This window comes from Sphingopyxis sp. SE2, from assembly GCF_032227185.1.
Classification (GTDB): domain Bacteria; phylum Pseudomonadota; class Alphaproteobacteria; order Sphingomonadales; family Sphingomonadaceae; genus Sphingopyxis.
In genome coordinates this window covers 3,441,270-3,461,457 of record NZ_JAPMXW010000001.1, presented here as the reverse complement: position 1 = coordinate 3,461,457, position 20,188 = coordinate 3,441,270, and the positions used below count along the sequence as shown (strand labels likewise).

The 20,188-nt window shown below is 65.3% G+C and carries 20 protein-coding genes; 14 read left to right on the top strand and 6 right to left on the bottom strand.

The features are described 5' to 3' along the window. Positions 1-153: 153 nt before the first annotated feature. Entirely contained in the window at positions 154-2,883 is a 2,730-nt protein-coding gene (locus OVY29_RS16675) for a TonB-dependent receptor (protein WP_037557309.1), read from the top strand. A gap of 284 nt (positions 2,884-3,167) precedes the next feature. Here the strand turns inward: OVY29_RS16675 and OVY29_RS16670 are convergent, their stop codons facing one another. Next, positions 3,168-3,530: a response regulator gene (locus OVY29_RS16670; RefSeq protein WP_037556171.1), complete on the bottom strand. Its 363-nt coding sequence runs from the start codon at positions 3,528-3,530 to the stop codon at positions 3,168-3,170. 87 nt (positions 3,531-3,617) lie between these two features. Here OVY29_RS16670 and OVY29_RS16665 point away from each other — a divergent pair, with 87 nt between their 5' ends. From OVY29_RS16665 to OVY29_RS16650, 4 genes are read left to right on the top strand one after another with little or no spacing between them, the layout of a single operon-like run. Next, entirely contained in the window at positions 3,618-3,881 is a 264-nt protein-coding gene (locus OVY29_RS16665; protein ID WP_037556169.1) for a DUF3572 family protein, read from the top strand. After that, entirely contained in the window at positions 3,878-4,519 is a 642-nt protein-coding gene (locus OVY29_RS16660; protein ID WP_037556166.1) for an HAD family hydrolase, read from the top strand. Before OVY29_RS16665 ends, OVY29_RS16660 begins: the two co-directional genes overlap by 4 nt. 15 nt (positions 4,520-4,534) lie before the next feature. Then, a complete protein-coding gene (locus OVY29_RS16655) occupies positions 4,535-4,999 on the top strand; it encodes a RidA family protein (protein WP_037556163.1) in 465 nt (154 codons plus the stop codon). A gap of 8 nt (positions 5,000-5,007) precedes the next feature. Then, entirely contained in the window at positions 5,008-6,159 is a 1,152-nt protein-coding gene (locus tag OVY29_RS16650; RefSeq protein ID WP_037556161.1) for a GNAT family N-acetyltransferase, read from the top strand. 104 nt (positions 6,160-6,263) lie between these two features. Here the strand turns inward: OVY29_RS16650 and OVY29_RS16645 are convergent, their stop codons facing one another. Continuing rightward, positions 6,264-6,578 carry a sel1 repeat family protein gene (locus tag OVY29_RS16645; protein ID WP_037556159.1) on the bottom strand — a complete coding sequence of 105 codons (315 nt, stop codon included), beginning with the start codon at positions 6,576-6,578 and terminating at the stop codon, positions 6,264-6,266. Between the two features lie 139 nt (positions 6,579-6,717). Then, the gene (gene panC, locus OVY29_RS16640; RefSeq protein WP_037556157.1) at positions 6,718-7,557 is read right to left on the bottom strand and encodes a pantoate--beta-alanine ligase; all 840 of its coding nucleotides are present in this window, start codon (positions 7,555-7,557) and stop codon (positions 6,718-6,720) included. An 86-nt stretch (positions 7,558-7,643) separates the two neighbouring features. On the opposite strand from panC, the gene OVY29_RS16635 reads away from it, so the two are divergent. From OVY29_RS16635 to OVY29_RS16610, 6 genes are all read left to right on the top strand, one after another. Further along, a complete protein-coding gene (locus OVY29_RS16635; RefSeq protein WP_037556156.1) occupies positions 7,644-8,453 on the top strand; it encodes a division plane positioning ATPase MipZ in 810 nt (269 codons plus the stop codon). A 26-nt stretch (positions 8,454-8,479) separates the two neighbouring features. Next, a complete protein-coding gene (gene pgmG, locus OVY29_RS16630; RefSeq protein WP_037556155.1) occupies positions 8,480-9,862 on the top strand; it encodes a phosphoglucomutase/phosphomannomutase PgmG in 1,383 nt (460 codons plus the stop codon). A 112-nt stretch (positions 9,863-9,974) separates the two neighbouring features. Beyond that, positions 9,975-10,790 carry an LPS export ABC transporter ATP-binding protein gene (lptB, locus tag OVY29_RS16625; protein WP_037556153.1) on the top strand — a complete coding sequence of 272 codons (816 nt, stop codon included), beginning with the start codon at positions 9,975-9,977 and terminating at the stop codon, positions 10,788-10,790. A 14-nt stretch (positions 10,791-10,804) separates the two neighbouring features. Further along, positions 10,805-12,259 (top strand): RNA polymerase factor sigma-54, encoded by a 1,455-nt coding sequence (rpoN, locus tag OVY29_RS16620; RefSeq protein ID WP_037556150.1) that lies wholly within the window; start codon positions 10,805-10,807, stop codon positions 12,257-12,259. 171 nt (positions 12,260-12,430) lie between these two features. Further along, positions 12,431-12,556: a type B 50S ribosomal protein L36 gene (ykgO, locus tag OVY29_RS16615; RefSeq protein ID WP_003046794.1), complete on the top strand. Its 126-nt coding sequence runs from the start codon at positions 12,431-12,433 to the stop codon at positions 12,554-12,556. A gap of 94 nt (positions 12,557-12,650) precedes the next feature. Next, the gene (locus OVY29_RS16610; protein WP_037556147.1) at positions 12,651-13,259 is read left to right on the top strand and encodes an HAD family hydrolase; all 609 of its coding nucleotides are present in this window, start codon (positions 12,651-12,653) and stop codon (positions 13,257-13,259) included. Here OVY29_RS16610 and OVY29_RS16605 read toward each other — a convergent pair. The 3 genes from OVY29_RS16605 to OVY29_RS16595 form a co-directional block, all read right to left on the bottom strand. Next, positions 13,247-14,230: a S41 family peptidase gene (locus tag OVY29_RS16605; RefSeq protein WP_052182323.1), complete on the bottom strand. Its 984-nt coding sequence runs from the start codon at positions 14,228-14,230 to the stop codon at positions 13,247-13,249. The genes OVY29_RS16610 and OVY29_RS16605 overlap by 13 nt on opposite strands. After that, entirely contained in the window at positions 14,227-14,646 is a 420-nt protein-coding gene (locus OVY29_RS16600; protein WP_052182322.1) for a helix-turn-helix domain-containing protein, read from the bottom strand. The genes OVY29_RS16605 and OVY29_RS16600 overlap by 4 nt, the downstream gene beginning before the upstream one ends. A gap of 134 nt (positions 14,647-14,780) precedes the next feature. Beyond that, a complete protein-coding gene (locus OVY29_RS16595) occupies positions 14,781-16,946 on the bottom strand; it encodes a S9 family peptidase (protein ID WP_081933129.1) in 2,166 nt (721 codons plus the stop codon). 81 nt (positions 16,947-17,027) lie between these two features. Here OVY29_RS16595 and OVY29_RS16590 point away from each other — a divergent pair, with 81 nt between their 5' ends. The 3 genes from OVY29_RS16590 (at position 17,028) to OVY29_RS16580 (ending at position 20,174) form a co-directional block, all read left to right on the top strand. After that, complete coding sequence (locus OVY29_RS16590; RefSeq protein ID WP_037556141.1) at positions 17,028-18,854, top strand: aminopeptidase P family protein; 1,827 nt, start codon at positions 17,028-17,030, stop codon at positions 18,852-18,854. Between the two features lie 7 nt (positions 18,855-18,861). After that, positions 18,862-19,323 (top strand): acyl-CoA thioesterase, encoded by a 462-nt coding sequence (locus tag OVY29_RS16585; protein WP_052182324.1) that lies wholly within the window; start codon positions 18,862-18,864, stop codon positions 19,321-19,323. A 389-nt stretch (positions 19,324-19,712) separates the two neighbouring features. Then, the gene (locus OVY29_RS16580; RefSeq protein WP_313911731.1) at positions 19,713-20,174 is read left to right on the top strand and encodes a hypothetical protein; all 462 of its coding nucleotides are present in this window, start codon (positions 19,713-19,715) and stop codon (positions 20,172-20,174) included. Positions 20,175-20,188 lie beyond the last annotated feature (14 nt).

Genomic DNA, 20,188 nt, shown 5'->3' with positions numbered 1-20,188 from the left:
AGCTGTGACACAAAAGCCGCGCGCCCGGCAGAATGACGTCAGGTCGGCGGCGGCGCGCTGGCATGACGCGCGCAAGTCGTGATACGCCTGCGTCATAAACAAAAGACCGCTCTCCCCCGCATAAACGAACGATCGTGAGAGGAGGGCCATTTCATGAAAAACAATTGCCGCACCGCCGCGGGTCTGCTGCGAACCAGCGCCGCCGGGCTGTCGCTGTCGCTCGGCCTCGTCGCTGCGCCCGCCATGGCGCAGGACGCCGAGGGCGCCGAAACCGACGACAGCACGATCATCGTCACCGCGACGCGGCGCAGCGAGGCGCTGTCCGACGTGCCGATCGCGGTCTCCGCCGTCACCGGCGATACGCTCGAAAAGACGGGCGCCACCGACGTGCGCGCGCTGGGACAGGTCGCCCCGTCGCTGCTCGTGTCGGGCGCGACGAGCGAGGTCAATTTCACCGCGCGCATCCGCGGCATCGGCACGGTCGGCGAGAATCCGGGGCTCGAAAGCTCGGTCGGCCTGTTCATCGACGGCGTCTATCGCAGCCGCACGGGGGTGGGCCTGTCGGAGCTCGGCGATATCGAGCGTGTGGAAGTGCTGCGCGGGCCGCAGGGCACGCTGTTCGGCCGCAATTCGACCGCGGGGCTGATCAACATCGTCACCAAGGGGCCGGACCTTTCGGCGTTCGGTGCCAAGGGATCGATATCCTATGGCAATTATGATTATTGGCGCGTCGACGGCATGATCAACGCGCCGCTGGGCGACAAGGCGGCGCTACGCGTCGACGGCGTATGGCAGCGGCGCGACGGCTTCATCGACAATGCGACGGCGGGCGAGCCCGATATCAACGACCGCGACCGTTGGCTGGTCAAAGGGCAGCTACTGCTCGAACCCGCCGAGAATATCACGCTGCGGCTGATCGCGGACTATTCGAAACGCAACGAGAATTGCTGCGGCGGCGTGCTCCTCAACCCCGTGCGCAGCCTGACGCGCGGGCCCGACGGCGTCCCCGTCGCCTCGCCCAACACGCTGCTGCCGCTGCTCCAGTTCCTCGGCGCGAACCATCAGGTCGCGCCGGCGGGCGACAGCTTCGTTCGCCGCCAGTCGACCACCCCCGGCGTCACCTATCGGTCGGACACCAAGGACTGGGGCGTGTCGGGCGAACTCGACTGGGATTTCGGCGCCGCGACGCTGACCTCGATCACCGCCTATCGCGACTACAAGAATGCGCAGGGGCAGGATTCGGATTTCAGCGCGCTCGACATATTGCGGCGCACCGACCTCGATCGCCGCTTCCGACTGTTCACGCAGGAACTGCGGTTGCAGGGCGAGGCGTTCGACGGGCGGCTCGACTGGCTCGTCGGCGGCTATTATGCGAACGAGAAGCTCGATGTCGACGACGACATCGTTTATGGCGCCGACTATCAGCGCTATGCCAATTGCCTCGCGGCGGCGGCGCTGTCGCCCGCGAACCTCAATCCGGCTTCGGCGACCTGTTCGAACCTCCCTGCCGCCGCTTTCCCCGGATTTCAGGGCATCGCCGCGCTGCTTGGCGCCGCGCCGCTCAACGGCACCGGCAACAATGGATCGACCTTCGCCCAGCGCAGCACCAATTATGCGATCTTCACGCACAACAGCTTTGACATCGTCGAGGATGCGCTGACGCTGACCGTCGGCGCGCGCTACACGCACGAGAAGAAGACGCTGAGCGGCGACGCCAATTTCACCAACACGCTCTGTCCGGCGATCGTCAATTCATCCTTGCAAGCCTTGGCGACGCTCGCGTGTGTCATTAACGGCACCGCGCCCGACATCGTCGCCGGCGCGCCGGGGACCAAATTCAGCGAAGGCCAGTGGACGGGGACTGCGGTGCTGAGCTGGAAGCCCGCGCCCGAATGGCTGGTCTATGCCTCGGCGTCGAAGGGCTACAAGGCGGGCGGCTTCAATCTCGACTATTCGGCGCTCGACCGGCCGTGCAGCACGACCGCGGGATCGGATGCGCAGGATGCCGCCTGCGTCGCGCTGCTCGCGCGGCCGGCGAACACGCCCGGCAACGCGCGGCCCGAAGCGAGCGACCTGCAATTCGCGAGCGAGAAGGTCGACGCCTACGAGCTCGGCGTCAAATGGGACGGCCCCGGCGTCGACGTCAATCTCGCGGCCTTTTATCAGGAATATAGCAATTACCAGCTCAACACCTTCAACGGCGTCAATTTCGAGGTTACCAATATCCAGGCGTGCAAGGACGATCTGGGGACCGGGCCGATCGACAACAGCGCCGCGACCGGCGCCTGCGCGTCCGACCGGCTGAAACCCGGCGTCGTCGCCAAGGGGTTCGAGATCGAGACCTTCCTGCGTCCCGCGCGCTATCTCTCGGTCAATATGGGGCTGACCTATGTCGACACCCTCTATCGCCGCAACCTCGTCGGCACTGGAGGGCGGGCGCTGTCGCCAGTCCTGTTCCAGTTGCCCGGGCGCGGGGTGTCGAACGCTGCCAAATATGTCGCGACCGCGGGGATCAGCTGGACCCCGCCGATCGGCGACAGCGGGTTGAGCGCACTCGTCTACTTCGACACGCGCCTGCAAAGCGACACCAACACCGGGTCGGATCTGGATGTCGAAAAGATCCAGGACGGCTTCGCGGTCTTCAACGGCCGGATCGGGCTGTACGGCCGCGACCGGCGCTGGGGGATCGAGCTGTGGGGGCAGAATCTGTTCAACAAGCGATATTACCAGATCGGCGCCGACATGCCGCTCCAGGGATCGGGCTCATTCCGTTCGGTCGCGGCGCCCGCGGCGCTGGGCTTCCCGGCGACCGCAAACCAGCTGTTCGTCGGCTTCCCCGGCGAGCCGCGCACCTATGGCGTGACGCTGCGCGGCCAGTTCTGACCGTCTCTCCCCCTCCCCAAAGCCGGGGAGGGCGTAGGAAGGGCCTGCCGCGGCCGGGCACTGTCGCGACAGGCCCTTTCCTTATGGAGGAGAGCGGTTTTGGGGTGGGGAGCGGACGGTCCTCCCCCTTGGGGGAGGGGGACCATGCGAAGCATGGTGGAGGGGCACGCGAGGTGTTTCCTGCCCTATCTGAGTCGTGCGGCTCCGCCTGTGCCCCTCCACCACCTTCGGTGGTCCCCCTCCCCGTGCCGGGGAGGATCGGCAGCTTCCGGCCGAAACCCGCCCTAAGCGAACGCCCCGACGCTTTCGATGAACTTGATCACCGAGATCGGTTTCGAGACATAGGCCTCGGCCCCCGCCGCCTTGATCTGTTCCTCGTCACCCTTCCCGGCATAGGCGGTGACCGCCATGATCGGCACGGCGCGCAAGCTGAGATCGGCCTTCATCTGGCCGATCAGATCGAGCCCGCTGACATGCGGCAGCTGGATATCCATGATGATCAGGTCAGGGGTGATTTCGCGCGCCTTCGCCAGCGCGTCGCGTCCGTCGCGCACCGGATGCGCGCTGTAGCCATGGGCGTTGAGGAGGTCGCAGAAGAGGCGGAGGTTGAGTTCATTATCCTCGACGACCAGGATGGTCTTGCCCATGTGCTTTCCGTTCCCCACCTTGCGTGCGCGGCCCGTTTAGGCGAATCGGCCGCACGACACAATTGCATCGCGACGGAGGGATCGGGCTTGCTGGAAGATGATGCGGCGCTGGCGCTTCATGCACTCGGCTGGATTTTGAGCGACGAACCGCGCGCCGAACGGCTGCTCGCGTTGACCGGCCTCGCGCCCGACGAACTGCGCGCTTCGCTGGGCGAGCAGGCGACGCTCGCGGCGATCCTCGCCTTCCTCGCCGGCCACGAAAACGATCTTGTTGCCTGCGCCGATGCCTTGCAGGTGCCGCCCGCCAGCATCGCCGCCGCCGCCCACAGACTCGAAGGAACCTCCGCATGAACCGCCCGCTCGTCATCACCGATTGCGACGAGGTGCTGATGCACATGGTCGTGCCTTTCGCCGAATGGGTCGACGCCGAACATGGCGTGATCTTTCGCATCGAGGATGCGAGCTTCGCCAATGCGCTGAAACGCAAGGAATGCGGCACGCCATTGGAGGCGGCCGAGGTATGGCCGCTGCTCGACGGCTTCTTCCGCACCGAAATGACGCGGCAATATCCGATAGCCGGCGCCTTGGCCGCGATGGCGGCGATCGGCGCCGAGGCCGATATCGTCGTCCTGACCAATGTCGGTCCCGAGCATCAGCAGGCACGGATCGACCAGCTTGCGCTCCATGATTTCCGTGCGCCGGTGATCGGCAGCCGCGGCGGCAAGGGCGAGCCGGTGCGCCGCCTGATCGAGCAATATCGCCCCTCGGTCGCGGTGTTTATCGACGACCTCGCCGGCCACCACCAGTCGGTCGCGCAAGAGGCGCCCGACGTGTGGCGGCTGCACCTGATCGGCGAGCCCGCGATCGCCGGCAAGATCGCGCCGGCGAAATACGCCCATGCGCGAATCGACGATTGGAAAGAGGCGCAGGGCTGGATATTGGCTCGCCTCGCCGAAAATATCCCCGCCCCGGCCGCCGAGCCGGTTTAAGAAGGAACCACCCCCATGGATATCGCCGCCAAGATCGCCGAGCTCGGCCTCGAACTCCCCAAGCCCGCCGCGCCGGTCGCGGCCTATGTGCCCGTCGTCGAGCAGGGCGGCATGCTCTATGTCAGCGGCCAGTTGCCCTTCCGCGACGGACAGGTCGTCACCGGCCGCCTCGGCGACGATATGGACGTTGCGGGCGGGCAGGATGCGGCGCAGCGCGTCGCGCTGATGCTCGTCGCGCAGATCGGGCAGGCCTTGGGCGGCGACTGGTCGCGCGTCGAGCGCGTCGTCAAGCTGGGCGTGTTCGTCAACAGCGCGCCGAGCTTCACCGATCAGGCGAAGGTCGCCAACGGCGCATCGGAACTGTTCGAAACACTGTTCGGCGAAGCGGGCCGCCACGCGCGCGCCGCGGTCGGCGTCGCGGTGCTGCCGCTCGGCGCGGCGGTCGAGGCCGACGCGATCGTCGCGGTGAAGCCCGCCTAAGGCATCCGGTGGCCGAAGCCGACCCGCCCGCCCGGACGATCTCGCTCGGAACCGGGGTCGCCGCGATCGATGCGGCGGCGTGGGATGCGCTGGCGGGTGGCGGCAATCCCTTCGTCGGCCACGCCTTCCTGTCGCTGCTCGAACAATCGGGCAGCGTCGGGCCGGGCACCGGCTGGCAGCCCGCGCCGCTGCTTGTCGAGGACGCCGCCGGCGCGCTCGTCGCCGCGGCGCCCGCCTACCTCAAATCGCACAGCCAGGGCGAATATGTCTTCGACCACGCGTGGGCCGACGCGTGGACGCGCGCGGGCGGCGATTATTATCCCAAGCTGCAGATCGCGGCGCCCTTCACGCCGGTGCCGGGCCCGCGCCTGCTCGCCAAGGACAAGGGTGACGCCTTGCTGCTGCTCCGCGCCGCCGAGGCGGTGGTGCGGCAGAATCAATTGTCGTCGGCGCATGCGACCTTCGTCGCCCCCGAACAGATGCCGCTGTTCGAAGAGGCGGGCTGGCTCGTCCGCCGCGATATCCAGTTCCATTTCGCGAACGCGGGCTATGCCAGCTTCAACGATTTCCTCGCCACGCTGAACTCGCAGAAGCGCAAGCAGCTGCGCAAGGAGCGGCTGCGCGCGGTCGAGGGACTGCGCGTCGAGGAACTGACGGGCGACGCGATCCGGCCCGAGCATTGGGACGCGATGTGGCTTTTCTATCAGGACACCGGCGCGCGCAAATGGGGGCATCCCTATCTGACTCGCGCCGCCTTCGACCTGATGGGCGAGCATATGGCCGATCAGATCATCCTGCTCATCGCCCATGACGCCGACGAGCGGCCGGTCGCCGGCGCGCTGCACTTCCTCGGCGCCGACGCGCTGTATGGCCGCTATTGGGGATGTCTCGCAGAAATCCCCTATCTGCATTTCGAGCTATGCTATTACCGCGCGATCGACATCGCGATCGAACGCGGGCTCGCGCGGGTCGAGGCTGGCGCGCAGGGCGGGCACAAGCTCGCGCGCGGCTATGGCCCTGTCGCGACCTGGTCGGCGCATTTCATCGCCGATCCGGGCTTTCGCCGTGCGGTCGCCGACTATCTCGAACAGGAACGGCAGGCCGAAGCGGCCGAGATGGAATGGCTGGAAGGGCAAATGCCCTTCAAGCGGAAGAGCTGAAACGTCCCCTTCGTCACCCCGGACTTGATCCGGGGTCCAGCATCATCCGCTGGATGGATGCCGGATCAAGTCCGGCATGACGAAAAAAGAGGATTTTGGAAGGATCAGGCCGCGAAGCGGCGGGCGGCGGGACGGCGCGCCGTCTCGTCGAGCCAGGCGCGCGCCTGGCGCTGTGCTTCGGCGATTTCGTCGCGCGACATTTCGCTCGACACGTCGGCGCGGCAATGCTGGCCTTCGACATTGCCGCCGAGCGCGGCGAGATTGAACCATTTATGCGCTTGGATCAGGTCGACATCGACCCCGCCCGAGCCGGTCGAAAACGCGATACCGAGATCGAAATAGGCGCCCGCATCGCCGCGCGCTGCGTCGAGCAAGCGGCTCTCGATCAGATATTGGGCAGACTTCAGACTGTTCGCCATGATAACCCCCTTTGCCTCCACCCCACATGGAGACCTCGGGGCCAAATTTGCGGTTTATGGTCAACAAAGCGTTAACGACGATGTCGTTTTTTGTAGATATTGTACAAACTCCCCGGAAATTCCCGGACTTCCGAGCCGATCAGCCCACCGCCAGATTGTCGATCAGCCGCGTTTTTCCGATCCGGGCGGCAGCGAGCAGGCGCGCCGGCGCGCGGAAGGCGCGAAGCCGTTCGAGGCTGTCGGCATCGGCCAGCGCGACATAGTCGACGCTGTCGAATCCGCCCGCGACGATCGCCGCCTCGGCCCTGACGAGCGTTTCGGTGACGTCGGCGCCGCCTGCGATCGCCTGCGCCGCGGCGTTCAACGCGGCGGGAAAGGCGGGCGCCGCCGCGCGCTGCGCGTCCGAGAGATAGGCGTTGCGCGACGACATCGCGAGGCCGTCGCTGTCGCGCGCGATCGGCGCACCCAAAATGTCGATCGCGAAATCGAGGTCGCGCGCCATGCGGCGGATGATCGCGAGCTGTTGCCAGTCCTTTTCGCCGAAGATCGCGACGTCGGGGCGCACCTGGTTGAACAGTTTCGCGACGACGGTCGCGACGCCGTCGAAATGGCCCGGACGCGCGGCGCCGCAATAATCGGCGCCAAGCTCGGCGACCTCGATATGCGTGTTGTGTCCGCCGGGATACATGGTCGCGACATCGGGCGCCCAGAGCAGGCTCGCCCCCTCCTCGACCAGCAGCGCGGCGTCGCGCGCTTCGTCCCGCGGATAGGCCTCGAAATCCTCGTTCGGGCCGAATTGCGTGGGATTGACGAAGATCGACACGACGGCGTGGTCGGCGACGCGCTTCGCCATGCGGACGAGCGAGAGATGGCCGTCGTGCAGCGAACCCATGGTGGGGACCAGCGCGACGCTCTTCCCCCCCTGTTTCAGTGCCGTAACGGCACGGTGCAGCATCGCGATGTCACGGATGATTTGCACGGTTCGTCGCCCTCCGATATTGGCGCGACTATATCACTTCGCGCGACGGCCGCCCATGCCGTGCCAACAGGAAAATCGCAACGCTCATGACGACCCCCGCACCGCACCGCATCATCTTTGCCAATGAAAAGGGCGGGACGGGCAAATCGACCTGCGCCGTGCATTTCGCGGTCGCATTGGCGAGCCAGGGGTGGCGCGTCGCGGGCATCGACCTCGACCCGCGTCAGCGCACCTTCCACCGCTATCTCGAAAATCGCGAGAATACGGCGAAGCGCCGCGAGATCGCGCTGCCGACCCCGCGCTTCGAGGTGTTCACCGGATCGACGATCGAGGAACTCGACGCGCAGGTCGCGCGGCTGAGCGTCGATGTCGATTATCTGATCGCCGACACGCCGGGCCGCGACGACGTCTTCGCGCGCCATCTTGCGACGAGCGCCGACACGCTCGTCACCCCGATCAACGACAGCTTCATCGATTTCGACCTGATCGGACAGGTCGATCCCGAGACCTTCCAGGTTACCCGGCCGAGCTTCTATTCCGAACTCATCTGGGACACACGCAAGGCGCGCGCCAAGAGCGACGGGCGGACGATCGACTGGATCATCCTGCGCAACCGCCTCCAGCATGTCGACGCGCACAATATGCGCCGCGTCGGCGAGGCGCTGACCCAGCTGTCACGCCGCGTCGGCTTCCGCGTCATCCCCGGGCTCGGCGAGCGCGTCATCTATCGCGAGCTTTTCCCGGCTGGCCTCACCCTGCTCGACAAGGCGCATCTCGGCGGCATGGGAATCGGCCACGTCGTCGCGCGGCAGGAACTCCGCGAGGCGATGGGCGGACTCAACCTCCCGGCGCGCGAAAGATTGCATCCGGACGGGGATTTGTTCGCCGCAGCCTGACCCTTCTCTCCCCAAGAGGTTCAAACATGACGCACAATTTCCATCCGACGATGCTCCGCGAATATGATATCCGCGGGGTGGTCGGCGACACGCTTTCGGACAAGGACGCCTATGCGATCGGGCGCAGCTTCGCGACGCTGATCCGCCGCGCGGGAGGCAAAAGCGTCGCGGTCGGCTATGACGGGCGCCTGTCGTCCCCGATGCTCGCCGACGCGCTGATCGCCGGGATCAATGCCGCGGGCGTCGATGCGCTCAACGTCGGGCTCGGGCCGACGCCAATGCTCTATTATGCCGCTTCAACCGAAGATGTGGACGGCGGCATACAGATAACCGGCAGCCACAACCCCCCCGACTATAATGGTTTCAAGATGGTGTTTCAGGGGCGTCCCTTCTTTGGCGCCGACATTTTGGCCATCGGCGAAATGGCCGCCGCGGGCGACTGGGATGCGGGAGAAGGCACGTCTGAGAGCATCGACATCGTCGACGCCTATGTCGACCGGCTCGTCGAGGGTTTCGCCGGCGGCGCCTTCCGCATCGGTTGGGACGCCGGCAACGGCGCCGCGGGCACCGTGATCGAGAAGCTCACCGCGCGCCTTCCCGGCGAACATCATTTGCTGTTTACCGACATCGACGGCCATTTCCCGAACCACCATCCCGATCCGACCGAGGAAAAGAATCTCGCCGATCTGAGGAAACTCGTCGCCGAGAAGAGCCTCGATTTCGGCGTCGCTTTCGATGGAGACGGCGACCGCATCGGCGCGATCGACGGCGAGGGCCGGGTGATCTGGGGCGACCAGCTGCTGCAAATCTATGCCGCCGCGGTGCTGAAGGACATGCCCGGCGCGACGGTGATCGCCGATGTGAAGGCGAGCCAGGCGCTGTTCGACCGCGTCGCCGAACTTGGCGGCAAACCCCTGATGTGGAAGACCGGCCACAGCCTGATCAAGGCGAAGATGAAGGAAACCGCGAGCCCGCTGGCGGGCGAGATGAGCGGGCATATCTTCTTTGCCGACCGCTATTACGGCTATGACGACGCGCCCTATGCCGCGGTGCGGCTGATCGAGGCGGCGGCGAAGCTGGGTGAGAGCGTCACCGAATTGCGCGGCAATATGGCGCCGATGGTCAACACCCCCGAAATGCGCTTCCAGGTCGACGAGAGCCGCAAGTTCGCCATTGTGGACGAAGTTCTGGACCGGCTCGCCGAATCGGGGGCGAAGGTCGACCGCACCGACGGCGCGCGCGTGCTCACCGACGATGGCTGGTGGCTGCTCCGCGCCTCGAACACGCAGGACGTTCTCGTCGCGCGCGCCGAGGCGAAGGACGAGGCGGCGCTCGCGCGCCTGCTCGCCGCGATCGACGAGCAGCTCGCCTTGTCGGGGATCGTGCGGGGGCCGCAGGCGGCGCATTGAGCGCCGCCGACGATGCCGCCCTTGGTTGTCTTGCAAAAATCTTGCCAGATTGACCTTGGCCGCGTCGCTGGGGTAACGCCACACGGGAGCTAGAAACGGAACCGACCGACATATGACCGACGACGAATCCACCGTGGCAACGCTTTCCGAGGGCGATCATGGCGTCACCGAGCATCGCGCGCACGTCCGCGAGGATGCGGCGGCGGGCAACGGTCTTGCGGTCATCTCGATCGCGAAAAGCTATGACAAGCGCGTCGTGCTGTCGGACGTCTCGCTGTCGGTCGGCAAGGGCGAGGTCGTCGGTTTGCTCGGCCCAAACGGTGCGGGCAAGACGACCTGCTTCTATTCGATCATGGGGCTGGTGAAGCCCGACGCCGGGCGCATCATGCTCGACGGCGCCGACATCACCGCGCTGCCGATGTACCGCCGCTCGATCCTCGGCCTCGGTTATCTGCCGCAGGAAACCTCGATTTTTCGCGGCATGACGGTCGCGCAAAATATCGAGGCGGTGCTCGAACTCGCCGAGCCCGACAAGATTGCGCGCGAACGGCGACTTGAGGAACTGCTCGACGAATTCGGCCTCACGCGGCTGCGCGATGCCGCCGCGATGGCGCTGTCGGGCGGCGAACGCCGCCGCGCCGAAATCGCGCGCGCACTCGCCGCGAACCCGTCGATCATCCTGCTCGACGAGCCTTTCGCGGGCATCGATCCGCTGTCGATCAGCGACATTCGCGACCTCGTCGCCGATTTGAAGACGCGCGGCATCGGCGTGCTGATCACCGACCACAATGTGCGCGAGACGCTCGACCTCGTCGACCGCGCCTGCATCATCTACGACGGCAAGGTGCTGCTTGCCGGCTCTCCGGCCGAACTCGTCGCCGACCCCGAGGTGCGTCGCCTCTACCTCGGCGAGGGTTTTTCCTTGTGATCGACTAGCTGCCGATGGCGCTCGGTCCGCGTCTCGATCTCCGCCAGTCGCAATCGCTGGTGATGACGCCGCAGCTGCAGCAGGCGATCAAGCTGCTGGCGCTGTCGAACCTCGAACTCGAAGCCTATCTGGCCGAGGCGCTCGAGGGCAATCCGCTGCTCGATACGGCGTCGGCCGACAGCGAGGGCGCCGGCGGCGACGAGCCCGCCGGCGAAGCGCCCGTCGCCGAAGCCGCGTCGATCGAGGCCGATCGGGCGCTGTCGGCCGATGACGGAAGCGCGAACGACCTCGACGTCGACCTGGCCGAAAGCTTCCATCACGACAGCGCGAGCGACAATGTCGGCCTGTCGGGTGGCGGCGAGGATATCGATTTCGACAGCTTCGCCGAGCATGAGGGGACGCTCCACGATCATCTGCTCGCGCAGGTCGGCGAGCGGTTCGGCGGAATCGAGGCGATCGTCGCGGGGCAGCTTGTCGCGCTGATCGACGAGGCGGGATATCTGCGCGCCGACCTTGCCGAGCTTGCCGCGCAGCTCGGCATGCCGCTGGCGCTGGTCGAGGCGGTGCTGGCGGGCATCCAGTGCTTCGACCCTTCGGGCGTCGGCGCGCGCGACCTTGCCGAATGTATCGCGATCCAGGCGCGTGAGGCCGACCGGTACGATCCCGCGATGGCGACGATGATCGCGCATCTCGATCTCGTCGCAAAGGGCGCTTTCCCGCAATTGAAGCGCATCTGCGGCGTCGACGACGAGGATCTTGCCGACATGATCCGCGAGCTGCGCGGCTATGATCCCCGCCCCGGGCTCCGCTTCGGCGGCGAAGGTGCGCCCGCGGTCGTCCCCGACCTTTATATCCGCCAGACCGCGAAGGGCTGGGCGGTCGAGATCAACAACGGCACCCTGCCCCGCCTGCTCGTCAACCGCCGCTATTACACCGAACTGGCTGAGGGCGCCGCGGCGAAGAGCAAGGCGTGGCTGTCCGAGCAGCTCGCGGGCGCCAACTGGCTTGTGCGCGCGCTCGACCAGCGCCAGCGCACGATCGTCAAGGTCGCGAGCGAGATCGTGAAACAGCAGGAGGGCTTCTTCCTGAACGGCGTCGCGCATATGCGCCCGCTGACGCTGCGGCAGGTCGCCGAGGCCATCGGCATGCACGAATCGACCGTCAGCCGCGTCACCAGCAACAAATATCTGAGCTGCGCGCGCGGGCTGTTCGAGCTCAAATATTTCTTCTCGAGCGGAATTGCCGCGACCGGGGGCGACGGCGCGGTGTCGGCCGAAGCGGTGAAGAGCCGGATCAAGGCGATGATCGAAGGCGAGGATGCCAGGGCGATCCTCTCCGACGAGACGATCGCCCAGAAACTGTCGGCCGAGGGGCACGACATCGCGCGGCGCACCGTCGTCAAATATCGCGAGGCGATGGGCTATGGCTCGTCGGTGCAAAGACGGCGGCAGAAGGCTTTGGCGGGATAATATCCCTCGTCACCCCGGACTTGATCCGGAGTCCATGACATCGCCGCGGCGATGGATGCCGGATCAAGTCCGGCATGACGAAATATGGGCGCGGAGCGGTTGACTTTTCGGTTGCTTCCCCATAGGTGCGCCGCTTCGCGTACAACGCTCGAAATTTTACGGAACAGAACGATGAAGATTCGCAACAGCCTGAAGTCGCTGAAGGACCGCCACCGGGACAACCGCGTGATCCGCCGCCGTGGCCGGACCTATGTGATCAACAAGACCAACCGCCGCTTCAAGGCGCGCCAGGGCTAAAAGTCCTGTCGGGACAGATGTCCCGCGCGCATTTGCGAGTTAGCGTGACGCCGTCGGATGCTTCCGGCGGCGCTTTCGCGTGTCTGGAGTGCCCATGATTCGCCAGAGCGTTATCTTCGACGTCGGCCGCGTCCTCTTCGACTGGGACCTGCGCTTTCTGTTCGCCAGGCTGATCGCCGACAAGGACGAGCTGGAATGGTTCGTCACCAATGTCGTCACGCCCGAGTGGCATTTCCAGCACGACGCCGGCCGCCCGCTCGCCGAGATGGTCCCCGAGCGGAAGGCCGAGTTTCCCGATCACGCCTTGCTGATCGACGCCTATGCGACACGTTTCAACGAGACGATCCCGGGGCCGATGCCCGGCAGCCTCGAACTGGTCGAGCGGCTCGACGACGCAAACGTGCCGCTGTTCGCGATCACCAATTTCGGGCATGAATTCTGGGAAGGCTTCCGCCCGACCCAGCCGGTGTTCGACCGCTTCCGCGACGTCATCGTCTCGGGCACCGAAAAGCTGATGAAGCCCGACCCCGCGATCTATGCCCTCGCAATCGAACGATTCGGCATCGATCCGGCGGGCGCGATCTTCATCGACGACAATGCGGCCAATGTCGCAGGCGCCGAATCGGCCGGGATCGCAGGGCATCATTTTCGCGGCGCGATGGAATTGGAGCGCGACCTCGTCGCGCGGGGCTATTTGTCCTGACTACCGCCGGGCGCTTTGGCGAGCGCTTCCTTCGCAAGCGATAGCGCGGTTTCGAGCGCCCGGTCGGCGGGGACCGCGACGTCGGGCTTGACCCCGACATCCTGCCAGTTGGTTCCGGTGATCGGATTGACCGACCGTTTCTCGGGCAGGCTCAGGGCGAAATGCGGGTGCACGCGGCGATATTCGAACGGGTTGGCGCCGCCTCCCGTGACTTCGCCGACGATCGTCGCGCGTTTCAGGGCCTGAAGGTCGTAAGCGAGCGCTTCGGCCGCCGAGAAGGTGCGCTTCCCGGTCAGGATATAGACCGGCTTCGTCTCGCCGAACCGGCGCCCTTCGGGCGGCGCAGGCGAGACATGGGGCGTCGTCTTGCCGCTCGGACGGTCGAAGCTGCCGCTAAGCGGCGACCCTGCGGGAACGAGCTGGCTGACGATTGTGTCGACCGTTTCCATGCCGCCGCCATTTTTGCGCAGGTCGATGATCAGCGCATCGCCCTGCGCCGCGACGGTCATCATCGCGGCAATGACGTCGCCGCCAAGCGCCGGGGGCGGGAAGACGCGAAGGTCGATCAGCATGATATTGCCGTCGAGACGTTCGATTTTCTGCACGCCATGATTGACGTGCGCGCCATAATAACGCTCGATCTCCGCGTCGAGAAAGGTCTTGTCGCCGCCGTCGGCGGGGATCGGACTGGCGCTGTAATCGACCGCGAAATGCCCGTCGCCCGAAGCCTGCCGCAGCCAGCCGGTCAGTGCTTTGGCGAAGGCCGGGCCGTCGCCCATATCCCTCCATTGCCCCTTCGCCCGGTGCAATTCGGCGGCTATCCGCTGCCCCTTGTCGGCGTCGACATAGCGCGTCGCGAGCAAGCGAGCGATTTCATCAATCATCTGTCCCCGGTCGGCGGCGCTGATCGACTGCGCAGCGGCGGGCAGTGCGAGGCACGCGAGCGCCAGCAAAAGCAGGGCACGTGTCATCGGGCACGTTCCTTCCTGATAAGATCGCCAAACGACTGGCGTTCGAGTTGTTCGAGGGCGGCATCGACGGCCGCGCCCAGCGGTTGCGGCAGCGCCGCATCGAGCGCCCGCGCGGCACCGGCGGTCGCGGTCCAGGTTGCCTCGAGATCGGGGATCATCGCGCGCGCCGCGATAGTGAGGGAAAAACGCCGTTCGCGCCGGTCGCGGCCGGGCACCGATTCTATCAGGCCTTGGCGAACCATCGTCTGCAGCGTCTGGGTGGCGGCGGGCTGGGTGAAGCCGAGCGCGGCGACGCATTCGCCGACCGATGCCGACTCGCGTGCCATGAGCAGCCGGAAATAGGGGTAGAAGCGCGGCCGGAAGTTCAGGCCCGCGTCGCGATAGGCCTGCTCGACCGCATCGTCGAGCGCCGCCACCAGCAGCCGCAGACGTGTTCCAAGGCCCGAACGACAATCCATATATAAGTGCTTATATATAGTGCTCTCATCGATGCAACCCTTGAGATCGGGGCAGCGACCGCGGGCGGCTTAGTCGATACGGGCTATCGTTATTATTTCTCGACTCCGAGCTGCGTCAGCACGAAGGCGAACTCCTCGGCATCCTCGCGCAATGCGCCCCAGCGGCCCGACTTGCCGGCATGGCCTGCGCCCATATTCGTGCGCAGCAGCAAGGTCGCGTCGTTGGTGCGGACGCTACGCAGCTTCGCGACCCATTTGGCGGGTTCCCAATAGGTCACGCGCGGGTCGTTGAGCCCCGCCGACACCAGCATCGGCGGATAGGCTTTGGCGGTGACATTGTCGTAGGGGCTGTAGCTCAGCATATAGTCGAACGCGGCCTTGTCGGTGATCGGATTGCCCCATTCGGGCCATTCGCCGGGGGTTAGCGGCAAGTCCTTGTCGACCATCGTGTTGATCACGTCGACGAAGGGCACGCCCGCGAGCACCGCGCCCCAGAGTTCGGGCGCCTGGTTGTAGACCGCGCCCATCACCTGCCCGCCCGCCGAGCGGCCCTCGATCGAAATCTTGCCCGCGCTCGTATATTTGGCGGCGATCAGGCCCTTGGCGACGTCGATGAAGTCGTTGAACGTGTTCTTGCGCTGATCGGTCTTGCCCGCGAGATACCAGGCGCGGCCGAGGTCGTCGCCGCCGCGAACGTGCGCGATCGCATAGATCATCCCGCGATCGACAAGGCTGAGGCGCGTCGTCGAGAAGCCCGGCGGGACGCGGTAGCCGTAAGAGCCATAGACATAGAGGTGCATCGGCGCGCTGCCGTCGCGCGGCGTGCCCCTTTTGTAGACGAGCGACACCGGAACCGGCGTGCCGTCGCGCGAGGGCATGTGAACCAATTCGGTTTGATAATCGTCGTGATTATAACCTGATGGAATTTCCTGCACCTTCAGCGTCTCGAGCTTGGCGCTCGCCAGATCGTAATCGAACACCGTGTCGGGGGTGACCATCGATTCATAGTCGAGCCGCAGCTTGTCCTGATGATATTCGGGATTGTCGCCGAGCCCTGCGACATAGGTCGCCTCTGGGAACTGGATCCGGCCGGGGGTCAGCGGCGCGTCATATTTGCGGATATCGACCTGATCGACGCCCTTTTCACGCGATTCGAGCACGAAATAGTCGCGGAAGACCGACAGGCCGGTGATGTAATTGTCATCCGAGCCGGGGATCAGCGTCTTCCATTCGCCGGGCTTCGCAACGCTCGCGGTCGCGACACGGAAATTGGGATGTTCGTCGTTGGTGTGGATGTAGAGCGTCCCCTCGCGCTCATCGACGCTATACTCGCGGCCCTTTTTGCGCGCCGAGACGAGCTGCATCGGAGCTTCGGGATTGTCGGCGGGGAGCAGATAGACCTCGCTCGTCTCGTTATCGCCCGTCGCGATCACGATATAATTGTCGGCGGCGGTCTTGCCGATCCCGACGCCGAAGCCGATGTCGGGCTCCTTGTAGAGCAATTTATCCTCGGCGACCGGCGTGCCGAGCTTGTGCAGCCGGACATTGTCGGTGCGCCAATTCTCGTTGGCGAGGCCGTAGAGGATCGCGTCATTGCCCGACGTCCAGACGAGCGACGACAAAGTGCCGGGGATGGTGTCGGGAAGCAGCTCGCCCGTCTCGAGGTTGCGGATGCGCGCCTCGAAGCGTTCGGAGCCATTGTCGTCGAACGAATAGGCCATCAGCTTGCCGTTCGGGCTCACCGACACTTCGGCGAGGCGGAAATAATCCTTGCCCGCGGCCATCGCGACCTCGTCGAGGATCAGTTGGGTGTCGCCGGAGCCTGATGCGGGCTTGCGATACCATTTCTTATACTCGGCGCCTTCTTCGAACTCGACCCAATAGAGCCAGTCGCCATCCTTCTGCGGCACGGAGGAATCGGCTTCCTTGATCCGGCCCTTCATCTCCTGAAACAGCGTCTCGACGAGCGCGGCGTGCGGCTTCATCGCGGCATCGAAATAGGCATTCTCGGCCTTCACATAGTCGAGCACATCCTTGTCATCGATCGTCGGATAACTCGCGTCCTTCAGCCAGTGGTACGGATCGGACAGCGTCTTGCCGTGCAGCGTCATTTCGTGCGGGCGCTTTTCCGCAACGGGCGCGGCGGGCAGGGCGGGGGTCGGGCTGGTCAATTCGGCGTCTTTCTCTTTGGCGAACGAAGGGGAGGCAAACAGGGATGATGATGCGACAAGCGGGGTGGCAATTGCCGCCAGAAACATCCAAATAGCGCGCATCACAAAATCCCCCGCGGTGCCGCCCGGAAGGGCGGGATCGGTTGATGTAGGAACAAGGAAGCGACCATGTCCAGCCCCGTCCATGCTGAACGCCTTGCACGCGTTCGCGCCGAACTCGCCAAGCGCGGCCTCGACGGCTTCGTCGTGCCGATCAGCGACGAGCATATGAGCGAATATGTCGGCGACTATGCTCAGCGTATGGCGTGGCTGACCGGCTTCGGCGGCTCGGCAGGGACCGCGGCGGTGCTACCCGAAAAGGCGGCGGTGTTCGTCGACGGCCGCTACACGGTGCAGGTGCGCGATCAGGTCGACGGAACGCTGTTCGACTATGTCGGCGTGCCGCAGTCGAGCGTCGCCGAATGGCTGGGCGCCAACGTCAGTGCGGGACAGAAGGTCGGTTACGATCCGTGGCTGCACGGCATCGACTGGGCGCGGGGGCTGGAGAAGGCGCTCGCCGCGAAGGGCGCGAGCCTGATCGCGGTCGACGCGAACCCGCTCGACGCGGCGTGGGACGACCAGCCCGCGCCGAGCGACGCGGTGGTGACCGTGCATGATGCGGCACTCGCGGGGCAGGGCGCGGTGGAGAAGCGCGAGATCATCGCCGACTGGCTGAAGGCGAAGGGGCTCGACACGACGGTGATGACCGCGCTCGATTCGATCGCGTGGACCTTCAACATTCGCGGCGAAGACGTCAGCCACACGCCGGTCGGGCTCGCCTTCGCGCTGCTCCACGCCGATGCGACCGCCGACCTGTTCATCGCGCCCGAAAAGCTAACCGACGCGGTGCGCGCGCATCTCGGCAACAGCGTGCGGATCCATGATCGCGACGCGTTCGAGGCGGCGCTCGCGGATCTTTCAGGCAAGAAGGTGGCGGTCGATCCCGACCGCGCGGTCGCGGCGATCTTCACCGCGCTTGAGGGCGCGGGCGCGAAGGTCGAGCGCCACCGCGACCCCGCGGTGCTGCCCAAGGCGATCAAGAACGAAACCGAGCTTTCTGGCACCCGCGCCGCGCATGTCCGCGACGGCGTCGCGGTGTCGCGCTTCCTCAAATGGATGGAGGAGGTCGCGCCCGAAGGAAACCTCGACGAACTCGGCGCCGCAGCGAAACTGCGCGAATTTCGCGATGCCAGCGGGGTGCTGAGGGATCTGTCGTTCGACACCATCTCGGCCGCGGGTCCCAACGGCGCGCTGCCGCATTACAAGGTCGACGAGACGACCAACCGCGCGATCGAGACGGGCACGCTCTATCTCGTCGACTCGGGCGGCCAATATGCCGACGGCACGACCGACATCACACGCACGATCGCGATCGGCACGCCGACCGCCGAAATGCGCCGCCGCTTCACGCAGGTGCTCAAAGGCCATATCGCGCTCGCGGTGGCGCGCTTCCCCAAGGGGACGCGCGGCAGCCAGCTCGACATTCTGGCGCGGCAATATCTGTGGGCCGACGGGGTCGATTATGCGCATGGTACCGGCCACGGTGTCGGCACCTATCTCGCGGTTCACGAAGGGCCGCAGCGCATCGCCAAGCCCGCAGGCGGGCAGGCGGGGACCGAAGAGCCGCTCCACGCCGGCATGATCCTCTCGAACGAGCCCGGCTATTACAAGGCGGGCCATTTCGGCATACGCATCGAGAATCTGGTGGTCGTCACCCCGCAGCGCATCGCGGGCGCCGAGGAGGATATGCTGGGGTTCGAGACGATCACCTTCGCACCGATCGCGCAAAATCTCGTCGATGTGTCGCTGTTGTCGGGCGCCGAGGCCGACTGGCTCGACGCCTATCATGCCGAGGTGCTGGCAAAGCTCGGCACGGGGATGGAAGGTGCGGAACGCGAATGGCTCGAAGCCGCGTGCGCGCCGCTCGACCGCACTCCCGCCGCGCTCGCCGCCTGAGCACCGCATGACCGATCACCGTAACGATGTGCCGCTCGGCGATTTCCGCGTGCAGGAGCGCGTTCGCGTGCGCTTCAACGAGATCGACGGACAGAATATCGTCTTCAACGCCAATTATCTGGTCTACGCCGACATCGGGGTGACCGAATATTTCCGCGCGCTCGGCGAGGGGCAGCCCGGCCCCTATTTTAACCAATATGGAACAGACATTCGCGAGACGCATTGCGAGATCGACTATCATGCGCCCGCGCGGCTCGACGAGCTGATCACGATCGCCGCGCGAATCAGTCGCTTCGGCCGGACGAACTTCACGCTCCATTGCGGGATTTTTCGCGATAATGAACGGCTTACCGACATCGAGATCAGCTATGCCCATCTCGACACCGATAGCGGCCAACCAACACCGCTGCCGGGCAGTTTCATTGCGGAAGTGCGGCGATTCGAGGCGCGGACGCCGACCCAGGACTGATAAGCCCTTGGATTGTTTCCACTTCGTGGAAACGCCCGGCACCGGCCCGCTCCCCCACCCGGCCTCCCCGACGATAATAGCCTATGGGAGGCCGGGTGGGGGAGCGGGCCGGTGCCGAATCAATCAAAAGAAACCGAATCGACCCTCTCAACCAAAAAAGTCGAAAAAAAGGGCCGCCCAAGGGCGGCCCGTGAAAGTTTTGGGAGAGGATGCCTAAAAGGCAAGTGTGATATTGCAGTGCACAATGAATGTTGCAACTGCGAAAAAAGCATCCGTAATTGCATTTTTTGCAATCGCCGGCCTTTTTGACCGCCATCCGATGCAATCGACGCGCCGCGCCGCTTCCTCTCGCAAATCGCCGCAAGATCGCCTAAATTGCGCGGATGGGAATGTTCAACAAAGTCGACGTGGGCGGCGGCCTGTCCGATTTCTGGTCCTATATCCGCGAACCGCGCCCGCACCGCTGGGCGATCTGGGGCGTCGCGCTCGCGCTGACCTGGCTCGTCTTCAACGGGATCGAACAATATCTGATCCCCTATGAGAAGCCGAAGGCGCATATCATCTATTTCGAAAATTGGAAAGCGACGCGCAGCGCCGACGAGATTCGCGCCGACTGGGTGGCGCGCGCAAAGGAAACAACGCTGCAAAATGCGAAGAAGCGCGCCGAATATCAGCGTTTCGCCGACAGCCTCGGCATCGAATATGATTCGAGCGAGGCCGACAAGGTGACGCGCGAGACGCTGGGCGAGGAAGCGGCCGCGGCGGCGAAGGAAAAGCCGGCGCCGGTGCAGACGCGCTCGACGCTCGCCGAGCGCGCGGCGCGCGGCGCGCCGCCCAAAGCCGCCGACTGACCGGATGCGCCGAG